Annotated in this window: 19 protein-coding genes; 6 read left to right on the top strand and 13 right to left on the bottom strand. The window is 41.7% G+C overall.

Going from position 1 to position 23,052, the window contains the following annotated elements; all coding sequences use genetic code 11:
- On the top strand, positions 1–215 hold a 215-nt coding region (locus QNK26_RS14675; RefSeq protein ID WP_319224339.1), incomplete at its 5' end, for a methyltransferase.
- A 120-nt stretch (positions 216–335) separates the two neighbouring features.
- On the opposite strand, the gene QNK26_RS14670 is transcribed toward QNK26_RS14675, so the two are convergent.
- A complete protein-coding gene (locus tag QNK26_RS14670) occupies positions 336–1,055 on the bottom strand; it encodes a 1-acylglycerol-3-phosphate O-acyltransferase (protein ID WP_319224336.1) in 720 nt (239 codons plus the stop codon).
- A 67-nt stretch (positions 1,056–1,122) separates the two neighbouring features.
- Entirely contained in the window at positions 1,123–3,378 is a 2,256-nt protein-coding gene (gene parC, locus QNK26_RS14665; protein ID WP_319224333.1) for a DNA topoisomerase IV subunit A, read from the bottom strand.
- Between the two features lie 247 nt (positions 3,379–3,625).
- Here parC and QNK26_RS14660 point away from each other — a divergent pair, with 247 nt between their 5' ends.
- Positions 3,626–4,225, top strand: coding sequence for a LysM-like peptidoglycan-binding domain-containing protein (locus tag QNK26_RS14660; protein ID WP_319224330.1), 600 nt, complete (start codon positions 3,626–3,628; stop codon positions 4,223–4,225).
- A 32-nt stretch (positions 4,226–4,257) separates the two neighbouring features.
- Here QNK26_RS14660 and QNK26_RS14655 read toward each other — a convergent pair whose 3' ends face one another.
- The 4 genes from QNK26_RS14655 to ftsY form a co-directional block, all read right to left on the bottom strand.
- Positions 4,258–5,523: a GGDEF domain-containing protein gene (locus QNK26_RS14655; protein WP_319224327.1), complete on the bottom strand. Its 1,266-nt coding sequence runs from the start codon at positions 5,521–5,523 to the stop codon at positions 4,258–4,260.
- Positions 5,524–5,620: 97 nt separating this feature from the next.
- Positions 5,621–6,580 (bottom strand): permease-like cell division protein FtsX, encoded by a 960-nt coding sequence (gene ftsX, locus QNK26_RS14650; RefSeq protein ID WP_319224325.1) that lies wholly within the window; start codon positions 6,578–6,580, stop codon positions 5,621–5,623.
- A gap of 1 nt (position 6,581) precedes the next feature.
- The gene (ftsE, locus tag QNK26_RS14645; protein ID WP_319224323.1) at positions 6,582–7,253 is read right to left on the bottom strand and encodes a cell division ATP-binding protein FtsE; all 672 of its coding nucleotides are present in this window, start codon (positions 7,251–7,253) and stop codon (positions 6,582–6,584) included.
- Positions 7,254–7,353: 100 nt separating this feature from the next.
- Positions 7,354–8,718, bottom strand: coding sequence for a signal recognition particle-docking protein FtsY (ftsY, locus tag QNK26_RS14640; RefSeq protein WP_319224321.1), 1,365 nt, complete (start codon positions 8,716–8,718; stop codon positions 7,354–7,356).
- A gap of 100 nt (positions 8,719–8,818) precedes the next feature.
- Between ftsY and rsmD the strand changes: the two genes are divergently transcribed.
- Positions 8,819–9,433 carry a 16S rRNA (guanine(966)-N(2))-methyltransferase RsmD gene (gene rsmD / locus QNK26_RS14635; RefSeq protein ID WP_319224318.1) on the top strand — a complete coding sequence of 205 codons (615 nt, stop codon included), beginning with the start codon at positions 8,819–8,821 and terminating at the stop codon, positions 9,431–9,433.
- A 210-nt stretch (positions 9,434–9,643) separates the two neighbouring features.
- Positions 9,644–10,267: a LysE family translocator gene (locus QNK26_RS14630; RefSeq protein ID WP_319224316.1), complete on the top strand. Its 624-nt coding sequence runs from the start codon at positions 9,644–9,646 to the stop codon at positions 10,265–10,267.
- Positions 10,268–10,270: 3 nt separating this feature from the next.
- Here QNK26_RS14630 and QNK26_RS14625 read toward each other — a convergent pair whose 3' ends face one another.
- Positions 10,271–11,188 carry an AraC family transcriptional regulator gene (locus QNK26_RS14625; protein ID WP_319224313.1) on the bottom strand — a complete coding sequence of 306 codons (918 nt, stop codon included), beginning with the start codon at positions 11,186–11,188 and terminating at the stop codon, positions 10,271–10,273.
- A 164-nt stretch (positions 11,189–11,352) separates the two neighbouring features.
- Here QNK26_RS14625 and QNK26_RS14620 point away from each other — a divergent pair, with 164 nt between their 5' ends.
- A complete protein-coding gene (locus QNK26_RS14620; RefSeq protein WP_319224311.1) occupies positions 11,353–12,261 on the top strand; it encodes a DMT family transporter in 909 nt (302 codons plus the stop codon).
- 94 nt (positions 12,262–12,355) lie between these two features.
- Here the strand turns inward: QNK26_RS14620 and metH are convergent, their stop codons facing one another.
- From metH to QNK26_RS14605, 3 genes are all read right to left on the bottom strand, one after another.
- On the bottom strand, positions 12,356–16,045 hold the full coding sequence (metH, locus tag QNK26_RS14615; protein ID WP_319224302.1) for a methionine synthase: 3,690 nt from the start codon (positions 16,043–16,045) through the stop codon (positions 12,356–12,358).
- Positions 16,046–16,159: 114 nt separating this feature from the next.
- Complete coding sequence (gene metA, locus QNK26_RS14610; RefSeq protein WP_319224299.1) at positions 16,160–17,071, bottom strand: homoserine O-acetyltransferase MetA; 912 nt, start codon at positions 17,069–17,071, stop codon at positions 16,160–16,162.
- On the bottom strand, positions 17,061–17,210 hold the full coding sequence (locus tag QNK26_RS14605; RefSeq protein ID WP_319224296.1) for a hypothetical protein: 150 nt from the start codon (positions 17,208–17,210) through the stop codon (positions 17,061–17,063). Before QNK26_RS14605 ends, metA begins: the two co-directional genes overlap by 11 nt.
- A gap of 129 nt (positions 17,211–17,339) precedes the next feature.
- Here QNK26_RS14605 and QNK26_RS14600 point away from each other — a divergent pair, with 129 nt between their 5' ends.
- Positions 17,340–17,957 carry a trimeric intracellular cation channel family protein gene (locus QNK26_RS14600; protein WP_413816370.1) on the top strand — a complete coding sequence of 206 codons (618 nt, stop codon included), beginning with the start codon at positions 17,340–17,342 and terminating at the stop codon, positions 17,955–17,957.
- 26 nt (positions 17,958–17,983) lie between these two features.
- On the opposite strand, the gene QNK26_RS14595 is transcribed toward QNK26_RS14600, so the two are convergent.
- From QNK26_RS14595 to QNK26_RS14585, 3 genes are all read right to left on the bottom strand, one after another.
- Complete coding sequence (locus QNK26_RS14595; protein ID WP_319224294.1) at positions 17,984–18,355, bottom strand: YacL family protein; 372 nt, start codon at positions 18,353–18,355, stop codon at positions 17,984–17,986.
- Between the two features lie 221 nt (positions 18,356–18,576).
- The gene (gene acnB / locus QNK26_RS14590; RefSeq protein ID WP_319224292.1) at positions 18,577–21,156 is read right to left on the bottom strand and encodes a bifunctional aconitate hydratase 2/2-methylisocitrate dehydratase; all 2,580 of its coding nucleotides are present in this window, start codon (positions 21,154–21,156) and stop codon (positions 18,577–18,579) included.
- A gap of 276 nt (positions 21,157–21,432) precedes the next feature.
- A partial coding sequence (locus QNK26_RS14585) for a POTRA domain-containing protein (protein ID WP_319224290.1) occupies positions 21,433–23,052 on the bottom strand: 1,620 nt, incomplete at its 5' end.

Below are 23,052 nucleotides of genomic sequence, written 5' to 3'. Positions count from 1 at the left end.
TTTTAAACCCTCCTTTCCATGTGGGATTGAAAACTCACTATGCCAGCACAGAGACATTCTTAAAAGAAGCTAATGGTTACATCAACCCACGCGGCCATTTAGTATTGGTTGCAAACAGCTTCTTGAAATATCCAGAGATTATTGAAGCAGCTTTCGGCCATTGCTTATTGCAAATTAAATCATCTAAGTTCGCAGTCTATTACGCGAATAAATAGTTACGCGAATACATCACGACCGCAATAATCTGCGCAGTGGTAAAATAGCATAAATAAAAAAACGCCCATAACAAGCACTTGTTATGGGCGTTTTTTATTCAGGAAAATATTGGCATTTAACTAAGCATCACGTGCTTCTGCTGATAACTCATCAATGCGATTTTTCATAATGGCATGAACGTCGGCAGACAAACCGCGAACACTACTGCGCTCCAAGCCTGTCGTGGCAATAGGATCCATAATTTCAATAATCACTTCGCCATTATCCCAACGATTTAATTTAATTTTGTTATGCGTATTTGAACAGCATACTGGCACAATAGGTACTTCGGCTTGAATGGCAGTATGGAACGCACCGGTCTTAAAGGGTAATAAACCACGACCACGGCTACGCGTACCTTCTGCAAACATCCAAATGCTCAAGTGACCTTTACGAATACGCTCAGCGACAGTCGCAATTGTACCAACCGCTTTACTTTTGTTTTTACGATCAATCAAGATATTACCTGATAGCCAATAAACAAAACCAAAAATTGGAACCCAGACTAAACTTTTCTTACCCACCGACACTGTGCCCGGTTGTACCGCTGCGGTCATGGTAATCAAATCAAAGTTATTTTGATGATTGCCAACAAAAACATACGGCCCAGCATCATTCAGACCCGCTGGTTTTCGCACGATTAGCTTAACCCCAAAAATACGCGCCAAACGAGAAAAATTTCTCGCTACACAGGCCACATGTTTTGGATTACGTGGCTGTAAACTAAAGCGTAAAATACTCATGATTAACAAGTAGACCATGAATAACACGACCAAGACTAAACGACTAATATATAACATTTATAACCCTCTTTTAACATCACCGCAGTATACCTAGCAGAAACTCAGTGTACAAGCGTTAGCTGAATTATTCTTCCACGACATCTAAGGTCTCAACACGCTGTAGACCCCGTGGAAGCTTGAAGCCACGGCGGCCGCGCTCACCTTTATAATGTTCTAAATCAGCCGGTTTTAAAGTTAATTTTCGTTTTCCAGCATAAAGTGTTACCGAGTTACCTTCCGGAACAATCGCCAGCATTTGCACAAATTCCTCACGGCTTTTCACTCGTGCTGACGGAATATTCATTAATTTATTGCCCTTACCCTTAGACAGTAACGGTAATGACGATAGCGGGAAGATTAACATCCGCCCTTCGTTAGAAATAATTAAGCAATGATCCGAAGTTAAATCAGTGACCGCCTTCGGTTCAACGACAAGACCACCGGCAGGTAACGTTAATAACGCTTTACCATTTTTATTACGACTAACCATATCACTAAACTTACCAATGAAACCATAACCGGCATCAGAGCTGAGTAAGAACTGTTGATTATCATCCGCCATCAGCGCGTGGGTAAAGGTTTGCCCTGGCGCTAGCGTGAAGCGAGTTGTCAAAGGTTCACCCTGACTACGTGCCGATGGCAAGGTATGCGCATCCAATGCAAATGAACGACCGCTCGAATCAATAAATACCGCAGGGCAATTACTGCGTCCTTCTGCAGCATCTTTATAATCATCGCTGGCTTTGTAACTGAGTCCTTTGGCATCAACATCATGACCTTTAGCACAACGTGCCCAGCCTTGTTGTGATAACACCACGGTCACCGCTTCATTTGGCATTAATTCTTTTTCTGTTAACGCTTTCGCCTCTTTACGCTCAATGATTGGTGAACGGCGTTCATCACCAAACTTTTCTGCATCCATAATGAGTTCTTTTTTCACTAAAGTAGCAAGACGACGATCGGAACTTAATAACTGTTCTAGTTTATGGCGTTCGGTATTTAATTCACCTTGTTCACCACGAATACGCATTTCTTCTAATTTAGCTAAATGGCGTAATTTTAGCTCAAGTACTGCTTCCGCTTGTTTAACCGATAAATCAAAACGGGCAATTAATTCTGTTTTTGGATCATCATATTGACGAATTATCTCAATCACTTCATCAATATTTAAAAAGGCAATCAATAAACCATCGAGGGTATGTAAACGCGCCAGTACTTTATCTAAACGAAATTGCAGACGACGTCTGACTGTCGCATTACGGAACTCTAACCATTCTGATAAAATTTTCTTTAAACCTTTAACTTGTGGTTTGTCATTTAGACCAATCATATTCAAGTTAACGCGATAGTTTTTCTCAAGATCAGTACTGGCAAATAAATGCGCCATTAACTGCTCGATATCAATACGGTTAGAACGAGGGACAATAACTAGGCGCGTTGGATTTTCATGATCAGATTCATCACGTAAATCCGCCACCATAGGTAATTTCTTGGCCTGCATTTGCGCGGCGATTTGCTCTAGAATTTTACCACCAGAGACTTGATGTGGCAGTGCGCTTATGACGATATCACCGCTTTCGAGGCTAAATACCGCACGCATTTTAATGCTGCCTTTACCCGTCTCATAAATTTTGGCGATATCTTTTTCTGGCGTAATAATTTCTGCTTCGGTCGGATAATCAGGACCTTTTACGTACGCCATTAACTCCGACAGTTCAGCTTTTGGCTTATCAATCAGATGTAAACAGGCATTGGTAATTTCGCGCACGTTATGTGGAGGGATATCGGTTGCCATACCGACCGCAATACCTGTCACACCATTTAATAAGATATGTGGTAAGCGTGCTGGTAATAATTGTGGCTCTTTCATAGTGCCATCAAAGTTAGGAGACCAATCTACAGTCCCTAAACCAACTTCACTTAATAATACTTCCGAGAATTTTGATAATTTAGCTTCGGTATAACGCATTGCCGCAAATGATTTTGGATCATCTGGTGCACCCCAGTTCCCCTGACCATCAACCAACGGATAACGATAAGAAAACGGTTGTGCCATTAATACCATAGCTTCATAACACGCACTATCACCATGGGGATGATATTTACCCAATACATCACCTACAGTACGGGCTGATTTTTTATATTTCGCGCCCGCATGCAAACCGAGTTCGGACATGGCATAGGTAATTCGGCGTTGCACTGGCTTTAATCCGTCACCAATATGAGGCAAGGCACGATCCATGATCACATACATGGAATAGTTCAAATATGCTTGCTCGGTAAATTCCCTAAGCGGTTGCTCTTCGACACCGTCTAAGCTCATATCAATAACGTCAGTCATCAAGATTCCTGTTATTTAGAATAGAATAAAATTTAATAATCAAAGGCGAAAACAACATATGCTATTTTTTAGCATTTATACTATGATGAACCCGCAATAAAATTATCTTAGATAATAACAACAATTGGTATTGTTTAGACGTGTTATAGATAGTTATTTCAACTATAACCCGCCATTATTGCTATTATCTAAGGCGACTTTAATTAGCTCACTATCCGATTAAAAACAAAAACACAGGAAATTAATCATGGCGAGCAATGCATTATATTCTCTTATAGAAAAAACTAAATTATTATTTCCATCATTAACTAAACACGTCAAAGCGTTACGTCATGCATTTAAATCACTGCCGAGTCTGCACCGTAAGTTATTACCTATATTATCATTGATCATCATAGTATTAATGATTATGCCAAGCACAGATGAAAGTAATAGCAATAAGCATGTTAGCGGTGAGCGCAAATCAATCGCACTGACTATTGCGCCCACGCAAAATGTAGCAAATAAAGCCGGTCTAGAACAGGGTCCAAATAGCAGTACGCCTGCAGCGGTACAAATTAAAGTACTCGACCCAGAAAATATTGATGGCCAGTGGAATGCGCATGTTATTCGCAAAGGCGATTCTGTTTACCGCATTTTCCGCCAGTATGATATCCCCTCTGCTGTACTGCATGATTTAATCGCTATACGCACCCCAGAACAATACATAACCCAAGTCAAACCGGGGCAAATTATGTCATTTTATATTTCGACGGCAGGTAAGTTAATACAGCTTAGAATTACAGATGTCGATAACACACCTGTGCTGTTTTCTTTACGTGAAGATGGCAGTTATATTTATCAGTAGGGATGAGGTTAAGTGAGGGTCACTTTTACCGGTTAAGCACACACTTGATTTCGCCCGGCTTCTTTTGCTTTATACAATAATTGGTCGGCTGCTTTAATCACTTCTTCTGGGCAGGTCATTGAGCTGCGTCCTTGCGCAACCCCAATACTGATCGTCACTTGCACCGTTTTATTAACCTCGGTAATCGAACTGTCGGCCTTGCTCTTCGTATTAACAGTTTTATCAACCCCCTTCTTACTATTTCTCTCGTCAAGCTGCAGTTCTCGTCGCTCGATAGGCTGACGAATTTGAAAAGGATAATCAGCAATTAATAACCGTATCTCATCTAAATAACCCACACAGTCTGCTGCTGACTTGCCTTTAAATACGATAGTAAATTCTTCACCACCGTAGCGATATACTTTGCCTCTGCCCTTCACCAAGATTAATTGCACAGCGACCATCTTCAATACTGTATCGCCGATATCATGGCCATAGGTATCATTGAATTTTTTAAACCGATCAATATCCAGCATAGCAATACTAAATTTGCCAGTTAACTGTGCCAAATCGATATTTAATGCCCGACGCCCAGGGATACCAGTGAGCTCATCAATAAAGGCTTGCTCATGGCTGCGTTTCAATATGCAAAGCAGTAATACAACGGCACTCATCATAAACATACTGGCCGATATCCACTGCTGCTCAAACTCTACCACCGTCAAAGTACACGCCAGTAATGCACTGAGAAATGCTTGATCTGAAGCAACATCTCTAAACAGCATTAATATCGCCGCCGTTAACACCGCACAAATTAATAAACCCAGTAATATGTTGGGTAATACCGATACATCACCGAGAGCCAAGAGCCAAGGCTCTATTGCTGTCAATAAATGAGTAACCAAAGGTAATTGTTCAGGCTGAATAAACCAATAATAAGCAGCCGCTTGAAAGATGAAAATAGCGTGATAAGAAAGGGCTTTAAAGGAGAAAAGTGCGCGTTCAGGTAAGAATAAAAGCAGGACTAAGTTCGCCGGTAGTAACAGTACCAAGAAATAATATTCTAATAATGTACTGCCAATCGCAAGCGGCGTTTGTAACCGCAGCTGGATGAGATTGTAAGCCACCAGCATTAATAATGCGGCAAAACCACTGCGGCCTTGCTTAAAGAAATGGCTTAGTACAATCACTAGCAGAAATAGTATACTGGGTAATTCAACTAACATCGATTGCTGGTCGACAGACAAGACAGCAAAAAGTGGCGGGATTAACAGCCCAGCAAACATAATTGCAAATGTAAGTAATAGTCTTGAATACATTAATGTCACTTATGGTGGCAGCGCAACGCTGAAATTAATATTCACCAGCGCCAGCATTGTATAAATTAAACGAGTATCAATGTCCACTGCTGAACAACTAGCTCGGTTCTATTTTAGCAATATAATAATTAACCGAAATGGCCGCCGAGATCAACCCCATACCAATAGCCGTGCTAAACAACAAGATGATCTCGCTAAATACTAACCCCTCAATAGTAAACTCAGTGTTATACAGTTGAGCAAGATTAAGCACAGTATCTTCCATCCAATACACCATAAATAGAGTTACTAACCAAGCTAAAATACCACCGATAGCCCCATACCAAAAACCAGTGTATAAAAATGGTCGTTGGACAAATGCATTCGTCGCCCCAATCAATTTTAATACTTCTATTTCAGCCCGATTGGATAAAATATTTAAGCGAATTGTATTACCAGTAATTAATAGCACAGAACTTAATAATAGTGCTGATACGACCAATACTGCATCACTAAAGATCGAAATAATACCTTCAAGACGTGCTAACCACATAATATCCAACTTACCTTGCTGGACTTCGGGCTCGCGTTCTAACTTAACCAACAATTCCTGCGCGGCGATAGAAGTGCGATAATAAGGTTTAGGCGTAACCACGACTACTGCTGGTAAGGGGTTATGATCGAGCAATGTTAGCGCCGAGACTAACCCAGAAGAACGCTTAAACTCTTCCATGCCTTGTTCTTTGGAGATGTATTCAAAACCATCGACCTCTTTGTAGGTCTTCAAACGCTGCAATAGATTTTTATAACGCGATTCAGGTAAATCCTTTTTTAAGAATAGATTAATATCTGTCGGACTGGTCCATTGTGCACTGACTGTTTGGCTATTTTTTAATACCACATACAAGGTACTCGGTAAAGCTAAGCTAACACCGAGGACTAACATGGTCATCAATGAGGCAATTGGCGTGCGCCATACATCAGCCAAGCTGGCTATGGCTTGGTGAATATGCTGCTGAAAGCGAATTTGAATACGTTTAATCATTGAGGCGTCAGCACTATTGGTTTGCTTATTCATGTTAAATCCCTTGTAACTCGTCATTACACATCTCGCCTTGCTTGATACGCAAGGTGCGATAACGCAGTTTGGCAATCAAGCCCAAATCATGAGTTGCAATCAATACCGAGGTGCCAGTGCGATTAAACTCTTCAAATAATTTAATGATCTCCATAGATAACTGCGGGTCTAAATTACCGGTTGGTTCATCGGCCAATAACAATTTCGGACGAGAAATAATAGCACGGGCAATACCTACGCGTTGTTGTTCACCGCCAGAAAGCATTGGCGGATAACATTTGGCTTTATTGTATAAACCGACTTTATCTAATGCCGCCAGCACCCTATTTTTAACTTGTTTTGCGGTGTAACCCTTAATAATCAAAGGTAAAGCGACGTTATCAAAGATGGTGCGTTCAACTAACAAACGATGATCTTGAAAGATAATGCCAATATCACGGCGAAGAAATGGAATGTCGGTTTTACTTACTTTGCTAACATTACGGCCATTAAGGAAAACATCACCAGCACTTGGCCGTTCTAACATACTGATTAGTTTTAATAAGGTACTTTTACCGGCGCCAGATGGTCCCGTTAAAAAAGCCATTTCACCTTTTTCAAGATGAAAGTTAACTTTCTGTAGCGCGCTAAGACTGCCAGGATAAACTTTAGATACATTATCAAACCGGATCATGATGACGGCGTCCTTGGTGTGTTCTCGTATAAAATATAGAGTCATAAAAACAAATACTCATCGTATTAACGATGAGTATTTGAGTAAACATATTAATGTGTTATTTAAACTCTTCGTTACTAAATAGCGCTTCAATAAACTCTTCTGAGTTGAAGGTACGTAAATCATCAATACCCTCACCAATACCAATAAAACGAATTGGGATCTCAAATTTATCCGCCACAGCAAAGATAACACCACCTTTAGCAGTACCATCTAATTTAGTTAAAGCAATACCGGTAAGACCAACAGCATCCTTAAATAGTTCCGCTTGGCTTAATGCATTTTGACCGGTACCCGCATCAATCGTTAACATAATTTCGTGCGGAGCAGTAGCATCGTGCTTTCGCATTACCCGTACCACTTTCTTCAATTCTTCCATTAAGTGGGCTTTATTTTGTAAGCGACCAGCGGTATCGGCAATCAGTACGTCAACATCTTTGGCTGTTGCCGATTGCATCGCATCAAACAGTACCGAGGCACTATCTGCGCCAGTGTGCTGTGCTACCACAGGGATATCATTACGCTCACCCCATACTTGTAATTGTTCAACCGCAGCAGCACGGAATGTATCACCTGCGGCGAGCATCACTGATTGACCTTCAGCTTGGAATTTCTTCGCCATTTTACCGATCGTTGTGGTTTTACCCACTCCGTTTACGCCAACCATTAAGATCACGTGTGGTTTGTTGTTACTATCAATGACCAGTGGTTCATCTACCTTGTGCAGTAATTCCGCCATGTCTTTTTTCAAGATGTCGTATAATGCTTCGGCATCTTTTAATTCTTTACGTGATGCTTGCTGGGTTAAATTATCAATAATACGGGTTGTTGTGGCCACCCCAAGGTCAGCAATTAATAACTGCTCTTCAAGTTCTTCAAATAACTCATCATCGATATGTTTACCGCGGAACAGGGTTTTAAAGCCACTACCGATATTACCTTTGGTCCGTGATAAACCACGCTTCAAACGGGTAAAAAATTTCTCTTTGTCGGCTGGTTCATCAGCAGATTCATCGCTAACCGACTCAGTTTCTGCAACGAGTGATTTATCATCTTCGTTCACACTTTCTATGGCAGCGTCTGCGATCACGACATCAGCAGTAGTGTCTGTCTTAATTTCTGCATTAGCATTAGTGCTAACAGCGTCTGCGGCTGGTGTTGCAGCGACAATCTCAGGTTCTGTTACAACAACCTCAGGCACTATTACAACAGGCTCTGGCGCGATAATGTTTGTTTCACTAGCAGCGCTGTTGTTTTCGAAATCAGCAATAAGTTGTAAGTCAGCAGCGCGACGAATGGCTTTTTCTTCTGCCGTTTCATCATCACTCGACACTAATAATGCCGGATTAACTTTGTCTTCATCCGTATTGCTTGTTGCTTTTTTACCTAAACCAAACCAATTCTTCATGCTTTTTTTTGCCATTTTTAGAAAACCTTACTTTCGCCAGTCTTGAACTGCTACAATGACCCAATATCAATATGGTGATTATATTATCACCTTTCTGTCCAGACAAAGAATTACTATGGCAAAATCTAGCACAAAACAACAAAATCAACGTCCTTCTGGACATATTCGGATCATCAGTGGTCAATGGCGCGGTCGCAAACTCCCCGTCAAGGATGTTATTGGTCTACGCCCGACAACCGATAGAATCAAAGAAACCGTATTTAATTGGTTATCCCCTTATGTACGCGGCAGTCATTGCTTGGATCTATTTGCTGGTAGCGGCGGTTTAATCTTTGAAGCCTTATCTCGTTATGCTGACTCAGGGCTATTATTTGAAAAAGACACTGGCGCGGCAGCACAATTACAACAAAACATTGATTTGTTAAAAGCTGATAATGCCCAGTTAGTACGCGGTGATACGTTAAAATTATTAACCAAAGTGCCTGCACAAACTTATGATATGGTGTTTATCGACCCACCTTTCCGCCAAGATTTATTAGAAGATTGCTGTGCCAAACTGGAACAATACAACTGGTTAAGTGCTGATGCGGTGATTTATATCGAGCGCGAAAAAGAACTTAACCAAGTTAAATTACCTGCGAATTGGACTATCTTAAAAGACAAACAAGCCGGACAAGTTTGTTTTGAATTGTATCAGCGCAAAGCTATCGTAAACACAACTACTGAATAATCCCTGTTTACATCCGTAGACTAAAGAATAAAAAGCGAGTGCTTAAATCAGTTGAGCATTCGCTATTATGGCTATATGATTAGTTCTGTTAGGCGTATCATTTATACCTATAACACCTCGAATACCTTCCTGCGAGTCCCGCAATTTAATACCCAGCGATATCGCCTACTTAACGGTGTGACAGCTAGCCTATATTGGAGAATAATAACAATGACGTTAGATACTTGGTTACTTTTTGTTTCGACTATTTTTGTGGTGATCTTAATTCCGGGGCCACTGTCAATTTACATGATAACCAACTCTATCTCTTATGGTATTAAGCAAACCGCACCCGCCTTTGCCGGCGGCGTATTAGCGTCATCATTATATTTAATTGCCTCAGCCACTGGATTGGGGGCGTTAATTATCGCCTCGGAAAGTTTGTTCGCAGTGATCAAAACTCTCGGTGCGCTTTACTTGGTGTATTTAGGTATCAGCACATGGCGTAATGCCAGTCGTGGCGATAGCATCGTCATCTCTACAGCAGTCAACAAACCAAATGCCAAAGCCATGTTTAGCAAAGCGTTTTTATTAGGCGCATCAAACCCCAAAGACATTTTGTTTTTCATCGCCTTTTTACCACAGTTTTTAAATCCACAAGCCGATTTATTTCAGCAACTGGTAGTGATAGTCAGTACTTGGATCGTGGTAGATTTGATTTGTAAGTTACTTTACGGCAGCACTTCGCATGTCATTAAACCGGTATTAACCAGTGCCCGTAATAAGATCCGTTTTGATAAAACCGTAGGCAGTATATTTGTCGCAGCAGGCGCATCGGCAGCATTAATCAAATAGCTATTAACTGCCGCTTAAATTGCGGTATTGGCGCGGAGAGATACCCACCAGTTTTTTAAAGTAGCGCCCCATGTGGCTTTGGTTCGCAAAGCCACATTGCAGGGCGATATCCGCCATGCTTGCCCGTTTATTTACTAGCCGTAACTTCACCTGCTCAATTCTAGTCACCAGTAAATACGCTTGCGGTGTTTGTGCCATGCTTTGTTTGAACATCCGACAAAAATGATATTCACTCAATTGTGCTAATTCAGCCAGTTCGGCAAGATAGACCTGACGATGAAAATTAGCTTGCATGTAATCACAGACCAATGCCGCTACCTTGGGGGATAAGCCACCTTTCACTGGCGAGGTAAGTTTAGTCACGCCCATATTCTGCAGCATCGATACTAAGATGGTATTGGTCACCTGTTCCATGGCGAGGTGATCATAACCACTGCGCCAATCACTGGTTGCCATACAATAACGGAACAAGGCTTCAGTGGCAGCATCGTTGGTGAAAGTCAACTCCGGCAGTTTCAACATGCGCGGGTCAATATCAAATACCTTCAGCGCTAATTGTTTAAGGTAATCATCAGTGAAATATAAATGCATGAATTGCTGGGTTTGCCCCAGTTGCCAATGACTCTCAGAACCTTTGGGCATTAAACAAAATTTACCTGGCGCGCCAAAGCCTGAGTGAACATCGGTCCGGTGGGTTTCATAACCACCGGACATGTACAAACTCAAGGTATGCTGTTTTTCATTCACATAAAACAAACGGTCATGTTCATTCTGATAATGCGCCCATGACAACGCATCCGTTAATGACGCTTGTCGTAAACAGATCTTACTGGTTGATTGTTCAAAGCTGATTTCACTCGGTTCCAGTAGAGACGAGGTAATATCGAGCCCTACATCCATGAGTGGTTTTATTAAAGGCATAACAAAATATTACCATTAATGGCAGATTGCTCAACCGTTGCCGTGAGCAAGGTAAGCATTAAACCGCAATATTGTGTTAGTTTTACCGACATCGTGATATTTCCAAGCTCACAACGGCCTCATAATCTAACTTAATTGATTACCGTCTTTATTAAGGATCCGCTATGTCAGCAATACTCTATGTTTCAATGATATTTATTTGGGGATTTTCGTGGATATCAATCAAGTGGCAACACGGTGATGTACCAATGGAAGTATCAATTTTTTACCGCTTTGCGATTGCTGCGATTATTATGTTTATTGTCGGTAAACTGTGGGGCAAGCTACAACAGGTAAAACGCCAAGACCATGCTTTTTTAGCACTGCAAGGCGTGTGTTTATTCTGCTGTAATTTTTTAGCCTTTTACAGCGCAACTTTATACATTCCCAGTGGTTTAGTGGCGGTATTTATGGCAACCGCGCCGGTATTCAATGCCTTTCACAGCAAGCTATTTTACCAAACAGAAACCAACGCTAATTTCTGGTTAGGGGCTACGTTGGGACTTGCAGGTATCAGCTTGCTGTTTGCCGGTGATTTATTACCAACTGATTGGTCACAAGATACCTTATACGGACTGCTATTTGCCTTGCTTGGTACTTGGTGTTTCTCGATGGGTAATATGTTGAGTATCCGTAACACCAGAAATAATATTCAACCTTTTACCGCCACCAGCTATGCCATGGTTTATGGTTGTGTTGCGCTATTATTGATTATTTTCATCCGCGGAATTTCGTTTGAATTTACCTTCACTACGCAATACATAGGTAGTTTATTGTATCTGGCTATTCCGGCATCAGTACTCGGTTTTACCTGTTATTTAATTTTAGTCGACCGACTCGGCGCCAGTAATGCAGCCTATATTTTAGTTATCACCCCGATTGTGGCATTAAGTGTATCGGCGGTATTTGAAGATTATCATTGGACGTTATATTCAACGCTCGGGCTGGTATTGGTGATACTCGGTAATGTATTAACCCAGCGTAAGAAAGCCTTATTTACACGGACTAAAAAACCGTTATTACAAACGAGTTAATCACTTTATTTTACGTAAAATAAGCTAGATATAGAAATGCCCGTATAGCGAATAGCTATACGGGCATTTTTAATAAATACGGCGTTAGAAACGATTACTCCGGCGCATAACCCAAGTTAGGCCCTAACCAACGCTCGGCTTCTTCAAGCGTCATATTTTTACGTTCGGCATAATCTTTCACTTGGTCTTCTTGAATAGATGCCACCGCAAAATAACGCGATTCAGGGTGTGAGAATATCCAACCTGATACTGCCGCACCCGGCCACATAGCGTAAGAAGATGTCAGTTTCATACCGATACTATCTGGGTCTAATAACTCCCAAATCGTGCCTTTCTCGGTATGCTCTGGGCAGGCCGCATAACCTGGTGCCGGGCGAATACCTTGGTATTTTTCACGGATCAGATCATCGTTATTCCACTCTTCTGTTGGCGTAAAACCCCACTCTTGTTTACGTACTAATTCATGCAGACGTTCAGCCATTGCTTCAGCTAGTCGATCACACACAGATTGAACCAAAATAGCGTGGTAATCATCTTCAATACCTTTGAAGTAATTCGCCATATCATCTTCACCAATACCACCCGTCACGGCAAATGCACCAATGTAGTCAAATTTACCCGACGCTTTCGGTGCCACAAAATCAGCTAAACAATTATTATATTGCCCAGGTTTTTTCTTGGTCTGCTGACGTAAGTGCTCAAGTTTGGTTAATACCTGCGTGCGGGTTTCATCGGTATACACTTCAATCGTATCGTCATTCACGGTGTTGGCAGGAAATAACCCAATCACACCATTAGCCCCCACTTCATTTGACTCTTCAAGACGATCAAGCATGGCGTTGGCATCATTAAATAAGCTTGTCGCTTGCTCACCTACGACTTCATCGGTCAGAATACGTGGGTATTTACCCGCCAGCGTCCATGTCATGAAGAATGGCGTCCAATCGATATACTGACGTAACTCTTTAATCGAATAATTGATAAACTTCTGCACACCCAATGTTTTCGGTACTGGCGGTGTATAGTTAACCCAATCAATCGGTGCTTTATTGGCACGTGCGGCATCTAATGTGACCGGCGCACTACGTGGACGCTTGCGTGCATGCTGTTCACGGGCAACTGCGTATTCTTTCGCCATTCTTGCTGCAAGCTCAGGTTTCTTGGTTTCTGATAATAATGCCGCGACCACACCTACCGCTCGGGATGCATTCGCCACATAAATAACCGGCTCATCATAATTTTGCTCAATCTTAACCGCGGTATGGGCTTTCGATGTCGTCGCGCCACCAATTAAGATCGGCAGTTTAAAACCTTTACGCTGACATTCTTTGGCAACGTGGACCATTTCATCCAGTGATGGAGTAATCAGACCCGATAAGCCAATAATATCGCAATTTTCGGCAATCGCGGTTTTGAGGATATCATCGCAAGATACCATCACCCCCATATCGACGATCTCGTAGTTATTACACTGTAAAACCACACCTACGATATTTTTACCAATATCGTGAACATCACCTTTTACTGTGGCTAATAATACCTTACCGTTGGTCGAGCCTTTCTGCTTTGCAGCTTCAATATAAGGGTTTAAGTAAGCCACTGCACGTTTCATGACTCGGGCTGATTTAACCACCTGTGGTAGGAACATTTTACCGGCACCGAATAAATCACCAACGGTATTCATACCGTCCATGAGCGGGCCTTCAATCACTTCTAATGGCAACGTGGCTTGCTGACGCGCCTCTTCAGTATCTTCTTCAATAAATTCGGTAATACCTTTGATCAACGCATGTTCTAAACGTTTATTAACATCAAAGCTGCGCCATTCCTGGGTTTCAGCCACCACTTCAACACCGGAATCTCGGTATTTTTCAGCTATCTCTAACAGTGCTTCTGTACCTTCAGGCGTACGGTTAAGAATAACGTCTTCAACGCGGTCTAATAATTCTTTTGGCAGGTCATCATAAATCGCTAACTGCCCAGCATTAACAATCCCCATATCCATGCCTTCCTTGATACAGTAGTACAAGAACACAGCATGGATAGCTTCACGTAATGGGTTGTTACCACGGAACGAGAACGATACGTTAGATACACCGCCCGAGATCATGGCATGCGGCAATTCACGTTTAATGTCTTTCACGGCTTCGATAAAGTCAACCGCATAATTATTATGTTCTTCAATACCGGTCGCCACAGCAAAGATATTGGGGTCAAAAATAATGTCTTCCGGTGGAAACTTCATTTCATGCACCAGAATATCGTAAGAGCGTTTACAAATATCGAATTTACGTGCTTGGGTATCCGCTTGACCATCTTCATCAAAGGCCATCACTATCATAGCTGCGCCATAACGACGTATCAACTTCGCTTGATGGCGGAAATTGTCCTCACCCTCTTTCAATGAAATAGAGTTAACAATGGCTTTACCTTGAACGCATTTCAGACCGGCTTCAAGAATTTCCCATTTCGATGAATCGACCATAATTGGCACTTTCGAAATTTCCGGTTCTGACGCCACCAGATTTAAGAATCGCTGCATACAATGCAACGAGTCCAGCATACCTTCATCCATATTGATATCGATGATTTGTGCGCCAGACTCTACCTGTTGCTGGGCAACGTGCAGTGCTTCGTCGTAATTTTCTTCTTTGATAAGACGTTTAAAACGTGCTGAGCCGGTAACGTTAGTTCGCTCACCGACGTTAATAAACAGGCTATCTTTGTTGATCGTTAACGGCTCTAAACCACTTAAACGACAAGCAATTTCAATATCTGGTAATGCGCGAGGTGCAACCCCTTCAACCGCATCAGCCATGGCTTTAATGTGCTCTGGTGTGGTACCACAACAACCCCCCACCATATTTAAGAAACCCGCTTGTGCCCATTCCTTAATATGCACTGCCATGTCTTCAGGGCTTAAATCATATTCACCAAAGGCATTGGGTAAACCGGCATTAGGATGCGCAGTCACATAGCTTTCTGAAATACGAGAAAGTTCGTCGACATATTGGCGTAACTCATCTGGTCCTAATGCGCAATTAAGGCCAAACGTGATCGGCTCTGCGTGACGTAATGAGTTATAGAATGCCTCTGTTGTTTGACCTGTTAATGTACGACCTGAGGCATCGGTGATGGTACCTGAAATCATGATAGGTAATTCATAACCGAGTTCTTCGTATACAGTCTTAACTGCGAATACTGCCGCTTTGGCATTCAAAGTATCAAAGATAGTTTCAATCAGAATAATATCTGAGCCACCTTCAATTAACGCTTTGGTTGATTCGATATACGCCTCAACCATGAGATCGAATGAAGTATTACGGAATGCAGGATCGTTTACATCAGGAGAAATAGAACAAGTACGGTTTGTTGGCCCTAATACGCCAGCAACAAAACGTGGACGTTCTGGGTTTTCTGCAGTTTTTTCATCAGCAACCCGGCGGGCAATCCTCGCCGCTTCACGGTTTATTTCCGCTGATAATGATTCCATATCATAATCAGCCATGGCAATCGTAGTGGCATTGAAGGTATTAGTTTCAAGAATATCAGCACCAGCGTCGAGGTATTCTTTATGAATATCAGCAATCAGCTGTGGTTTACTTAATACCAGTAAATCATTATTACCTTTGACGTCACAATGCCAGTCAGCAAAGCGTTCACCACGGTAATCAGCTTCTTCTAGTTTATAATCTTGGATCATCGTCCCCATGCCGCCATCGATAAGCATGATACGTTTTTTTAATTGCTGTTCTAGTTGCTGTTGATTTTTTATAGTAGCCACAAGATCCCTCGTTTAATTTACTGCAGACTCAATCCTGAGTCATATTATTTGATACTAATCTATCTATTCGAATATCAGCTCGATTTTCTACACGAATAGCTGCTCGAACGGCATTTATAGATCATTTAAGTCATATGGCGTTTGTTGATAAACATAATAGTTTAACCAATTGCTATAAAGCAGATTACCATGACTGCGCCAAGTAACAAGAGGGTCATTTTCAGCATTATCATCTTTATAATAATTCGCAGGTACTTCAGCTTCAACGCCATCAGCAACATCACGCATATATTCCTGATGTAAAGTATCAGCACTGTACTCTGGGTGACCCGTTACAAATACCTGACGGAAATCCTCTGATGCCGCTAAATACACGCCCGTTTCAGTATTGGCCGCTAAAATATTAAGATCGGTACCAGCGAACATCTCTTTCGAAAAATTAGCATAGCGTGACATTGGCACTGGGAATTCATCATCGAATCCACGTACTAATGGATTATGGTGGTGGAATGTTTGTTGTGGGTATACTCCCGAAAACTTCTGTTCGTGGACTTTCTTATCAATGCCATGTAATACTTTTAATGCAGCTTGCGCAGCCCAACATAAGAACAAGGTTGATACTACGTGGGTTTTCGACCAGTGAATGATCTCTTCGATTTGTGGCCAATACGCCACATCATCATGCCCGACTAACCCTAATGGTGCACCGGTAATAATTAAACCATCGTAATTATGATGACGAATACGTTCGAAGTCGTGATAAAACTCATCAATATGTTCTTGCGGGGTGTTTTTCGAGGCGCGATAATCAATCCGCAATAGCTCTACATTTACTTGCAGCGGCGTATTCGACAATAACCGTAAAATTTGATTTTCAGTCTCAATCTTCTTCGGCATAAGGTTAAGAACAACAACCTGCAGCGGTCTAATTTCTTGCTTGGTTGCACGTGACTCTAGCATCACAAAAATATTCTCATTACCTAATATTTCTGCAGCCGGTAGCCCGTCTTTAATTCTAATCGGCATTATTCCCATCCTTAAGTAATACATTAGCCATCCAGAAGTCTACCTTAATTACATAACCTTTGTAAGTACCCAAGGCCACTTTATCCCAGATTAGCTTTTCAATATTGCCTTTACAATAAGCCTGATTGCATATTTTCACCCTGACTCTCGAACTAGTTTCTGTTGACCATAAAAGTGTTTATGTATAGGATCGCCTCCTTACAAGGAGCGAGTCACGTTTTCAATGGACTTATCACTTACCTATTTTTAATCTAAAGGTTTGCACATAATGCTAACTTATATCTATTTAATTGCCATCACTGCCGAAGCAATGTCGGGTGCATTGATGGCGGGTCGTCGTAATATGGACATCTTCGGCGTGGCGGTTATTGCGTTTGTTACAGCGCTTGGTGGCGGTACTGTTCGTGATTTATTATTGGGTAATTTCCCAATTTCTTGGACTCAGCATCCTCACTACGTCTATATCACCATATGTGCAGGCTTATTTACCATTTTAATTGCTAAACACATGAATCATTTACGCCGTTTATTCTTGGTATTAGATGCGCTTGGCCTAATTGCATTTACCATCATTGGTTGTAATGTAGCGATGAAACTCGGCTATCACCCGACAGTGATTATTATGGCGGGTATGATCACGGGTATTTGTGGCGGGGTATTACGCGACTTACTTTGTAATCGAACACCTGTGGTATTTTGTAAAGAGATCTACGCGGGGATTTCGTTATTGGTTGCCGTGCTTTATCTTGGTTTAGAAAGCTTTGGCATTGACCACAATATTACCCTTATTGTGGCCTTTAGTGTCGGTGTGACATTACGCCTCTGTGCTATTTATTGGAAATGGTCATTACCAACCTTTAGCTACACATCGGAAGAATGGGACTAAACGGTACTAAACAGTACTAAACAAAACTAGCGCTGACTAAAAAACGCTAACCAGGCTTGGAGTATGATCTCAAAATCCTCCAAGCCGCATACTGCCACTGTTTCTGCATCATAAAAGTTCATGTCGTCATCCAACTCTTCACCCGAATCAATTAATTCTGAATTCATACACGCGCAGACATCTTCTTGCGTCAGAGTTAATGTCATCTCATCGCCGATTAAACGATACTCTTGTTTTTGGCGGGCTTTTAATAAATCAATTTCAGCTTGAATCAATGCGATAGTGGCTTTATCCGTGCCTAAAGTGCCTTGGATCCAATTACCCAGAGCCGTCTGTTCCATTGAGATGATTACGCGGTAAGTATCTGTAAGGGTATCTTTTCGAAATTCAAAATCCACGGTTATGCCTGCTTATTAGTTAAGGGGTTCATCGTTTATTAATAGCTTATTAGTCGCTTATTAATCGGCTAATAGCTTGATAGGTTTTCAAGGGAAGGGATTGTAGCAAAGAATAGCGGAAACAAAAACGGCTCCCTATCGAGGGAGCCGTTTCATACACTTATTTTGTTCTATTCGAGTTAGCTAATTAACGATACAGTCGTCACTGTATCGGCTGTTAATTAAACCGCTTCTTGAACAATAACTTCGTTGGCTTTCTCGATGTAAGAAGCGATCTTATCGAAGTTTAAGTAACGATAAGTGTCTGCAGCCGTCGCATCAAGTTCAGAAGCCAGTTCCATGTACTCGGCAACTGTTGGGATACGCCCTTTAATTGCCGCTACTGCTGCAACTTCAGCTGAACTCAAGTAAACATTAGCACCAGTACCTAAACGGTTCGGGAAGTTACGTGTTGAAGTCGAGACAACAGTAGTGTTATCACCTACGCGTGCTTGGTTACCCATGCACAGTGAACAACCCGGCATTTCTGTACGTGCGCCAGCTTTACCAAAGATAGAATAATAACCTTCATCACTTAATTGTGCCGCATCCATACGCGTTGGTGGTGTTACCCACATACGTGTTGGTAGTGAACCGTTGAATTTCTCCAGCAGTTTACCTGCAGCGCGGAAGTGACCTATGTTCGTCATACATGAACCAACAAATACTTCGTCAATCGCTACGCCAGCAACGTCCGTTAATAATTTAACGTCATCAGGGTCATTTGGACAAGCTAAGATAGGTTCTTTCACGTCAGCTAAATCAATTTCGATGATCTCTGCGTATTCAGCGTCAGCGTCAGCTTCAAGTAATTGTGGATCAGCAATCCACGCTTTCATTTCAGCTACACGGCGAGCAATCGTTTTCGGATCGCCATAACCTTCAGCAATCATCCAGTTCAACATCACGATGTTAGACTCGAGATATTCAATGATTGGTGCTTCGCTAAGTTTGATTGAACAACCCGCAGCAGAACGCTCTGCAGATGCATCAGATAATTCAAATGCTTGCTCAACTTTAAGATCCGGTAAACCTTCAATCTCTAATACGCGGCCCGAGAATGCATTGATTTTGCCTTCTTTAGCTACTGTTAACAGACCTTTCTGGATAGCGTAGTAAGGGATTGCATTAACAAGATCACGTAGCGTGATCCCCGGTTGTAATTCACCTTTAAAGCGTACCAAGATAGATTCAGGCATATCAAGTGGCATAACACCTGTTGCTGCAGCAAATGCAACTAGACCAGATCCTGCAGGGAAAGAGATACCTAATGGGAAACGTGTATGTGAATCACCACCAGTACCAACAGTATCTGGTAATAACATACGGTTTAACCATGAGTGAATGACACCATCACCCGGACGTAAAGATACACCCGCACGGTTACGAATAAAGTCTGGCAGTGTATGGTGAGTTTGTACATCAACTGGTTTTGGATAAGCCGCGGTATGACAGAAAGACTGCATAACTAGATCTGCAGAGAAACCAAGGCAGGCTAAATCTTTAAGTTCATCACGCGTCATTGGACCCGTGGTATCTTGAGAGCCAACCGTTGTCATTTTAGGTTCGCAATATTGGTTAGGACGAACGCCCGTTACACCACATGCTTTACCAACCATCTTCTGCGCTAAAGAGTAACCTTTAGTCGATTCTGCAACATTTTTTGGTAGACGGAATTCTGTTGAATCATCCAAGCCTAGCGAAGCACGAGCGCGCGATGTTAAACCACGACCAATGATCAGTGGAATACGACCACCAGCACGAACTTCATCAAGAATTACATCTGTTTTAATTTTAAATTCTGTAATTGCAGCGCCAGTATCGTTAGCTTTAACCACACCTTGGTAAGGGTAGATATCAATAACGTCGCCAGTGCTTAAGTCACTTACATCAAACTCTAATGGTAGTGCACCTGAATCTTCCATGGTATTGAAGAAGATTGGCGCGATTTTAGAACCGATACAAACACCGCCGCCACGTTTGTTAGGCACGAATGGGATATCATCACCCATACACCATAACACTGAGTTAGTTGCTGATTTACGCGAAGAACCCGTACCAACAACATCACCAACGTAAGCCACGGGGTGACCTTTTTGTTTTAGTTCTTCAATAGCTTGTAGTGGTGTAGCAGAAACACCTTCACGCTCATTTTTAAGCATTGCAAGTGCATGCAATGGGATATCTGGACGAGACCATGCATCTGGTGCAGGTGATAAGTCATCGGTATTGGTTTCGCCAGGTACTTTAAACACAGTAACTGTGATTTTTTCAGCAACTTCAGGTTTAGCTAAGAACCATTCCGCATCAGCCCAAGATTGCATTACTTGCTGTGCGAACTTGTTACCTGCTTTGGCTTTTTCTTCAACCGTATAGAAAGCATCAAACATTAGTAGTGTGTGTGATAGGCCTTTTGCAGCAATTGGCGCAAGCGCATCAACATCGAGTAATTCAACTAATGTTTCGATGTTGTAACCACCTTGCATAGTGCCTAATAATTCAGTAGCACGCTCTGCAGATAAGATCGGTGATGTCGCGTCACCCTTAACAATCGCGGTTAAAAAACCTGCTTTTACATAAGCAGCTTCATCCACACCTGGTGGTACTCGATTGGTTAAAAGATCTAAAATAAATTCTTCTTCGCCAGCAATTGGGGATTTGACCAATTCAACTAGGCCAGCAACTTGCTCAGCATCAAGAGGTTTAGGTACAACCCCATCCGCGGCACGTTCTTCAACATGTTTACGATAAGCTTTTAGCACAACTCATTCCTCTTAGTTTATGCCACCCATGGTGGACATCCTTGTTATATTTAACCTTAAGCTATAATTTATAATGTCCGTTCAACAGTCATTTATGTGAATTCGACAACAACAACGTTAAGGCCTCTTGCAGAGTGTCCACAAATATAACATTTTTAACTTAAAATTAAAATTAAAGCAGCATGTGCATCAGGCTTTTTACATAAATACTCAACATTCATCAAACTTATGGTGAAAAAAGCATAGTTAACTTACATGAATGTTTCTCCGACATATCTAGAAATTATTACCAATAAACAGATAGCCAGAAGAGTGACCACCTTCGGCATAACCATAAGACACCATCACTGGTCCTATTCCCGTGTCTAAAGCTATAAATACACTACCCGCCGACATCGTCGACTCAAAGCTTATCTCATCTTTATCATTCCAAACATTGCCTTGTTCAATTGAAGCGCCCAAATAAAGTGGTAATGAGAAGGCGCCGAAATTGTTATCCAATAGACGGTGACGATAAATTAACGCCACCAGTCCTTTGTAATTACCGGTGATCTCGTTAATGCCATATCCTGACAGATTTTGGAAACCACCAAGCCCCACTTCAAATGTCGGTGAAATAGCGGGGCCATCATAACTCGCCATCGAGGCTTTAAACTCGAAGGTTGAACGGTCAAAAGACACTGCATTACGCCAGTCTAAGCTGAAAAAAACATTGTTTTCGTTACTATTTAAATAATCGCCGGTATCAATATAAACATCCGAATCAAGCTTGAAACCTTTGGTTGGAAAAGAAATATTATCAAAGGAATCTAAGCGGGTTTTTAAATACCAGCCTTGGCTATCAAAATCGCTACTTATGCTTGTACCAATAACTTCAGCGGTACCCGATTGATAATAACTACCCAGCGCAATCTGCGCCCAGTCAAACGGGATAACACCTAATTCAGCATAGACGCTCAATTGCTCAGTACTAAGCGGAAAATAGTTAAACACAGCACCAAGTGGATCTAACTCAGGATTGCTGATGGTACTGACGTAAAGCTTACTTTCGTAATTTTCTAAACGTATTCCCGTTCTTAAGAAAAAGTTTTGGTTATAATCAATCGGTGAATAAAACTCGGTACTGATGTTTGAATCAGTGCCATACACGAATTCAGTACGCCATTCCCCTCCGAGGCGATTTAAATCACTCAATATGTATTGCAAACCGATTTGCTGGCGATCATCACTGGTGGTTGACTGCTGAATGTTAAATTTAAAATCAACATAACCCGGTCCCCAGCTTTTCTCTACCACATTAACGAGTAATTCATGTTTGCCATCTTTATCCGTGATGCTGTAATCTATTTTTTGAAACAAATTTAATGCATAAAGTTCGTCAATTTTTTGTTCTAACTCTGCGACCGATATCTTATCACCACTTTTGATATTTAATTTTTTCTCGATCACTTTTGGGCTTAAACGGGTATCGGTATTAATATTAATATTGCTGATTTGGATGACATCGATTTGTGCCAACTGTTGCTTTTTAAGTGCTTTTTGCTGTTGGTATAATGCATAGTCCGCATCTGATAATGATAACGCGGTTAATTTAGCACTGGCATAACCCGCCGCTTTTTCACCTCTATCTACCGCATCAGGCATTAAATCAAAATCAGCAGTGCCGATACCATCAATATCAGGACTCAGTAGAATATCGCGTTCCGATAATTTCAGAATCTGCTCGTTGGCACTGGTACGCGTCATTGAACTTGATAGCTGATCGAAGATAAGGAAGGCACTGGTGATCTCTTCTTGGCTATAAAGTTGTGAGCCAATATCAACCGCGATAATTATATCTGCGCCCATGTCTTGTAATACCGACACCGGTAAATTATTCACCATGCCACCGTCGAC

The sequence above is a fragment of the Moritella sp. genome (assembly GCF_033791185.1).
Lineage (GTDB): Bacteria > Pseudomonadota > Gammaproteobacteria > Enterobacterales > Moritellaceae > Moritella.
This window is presented reverse-complemented; position numbering and strand designations above follow the sequence as displayed.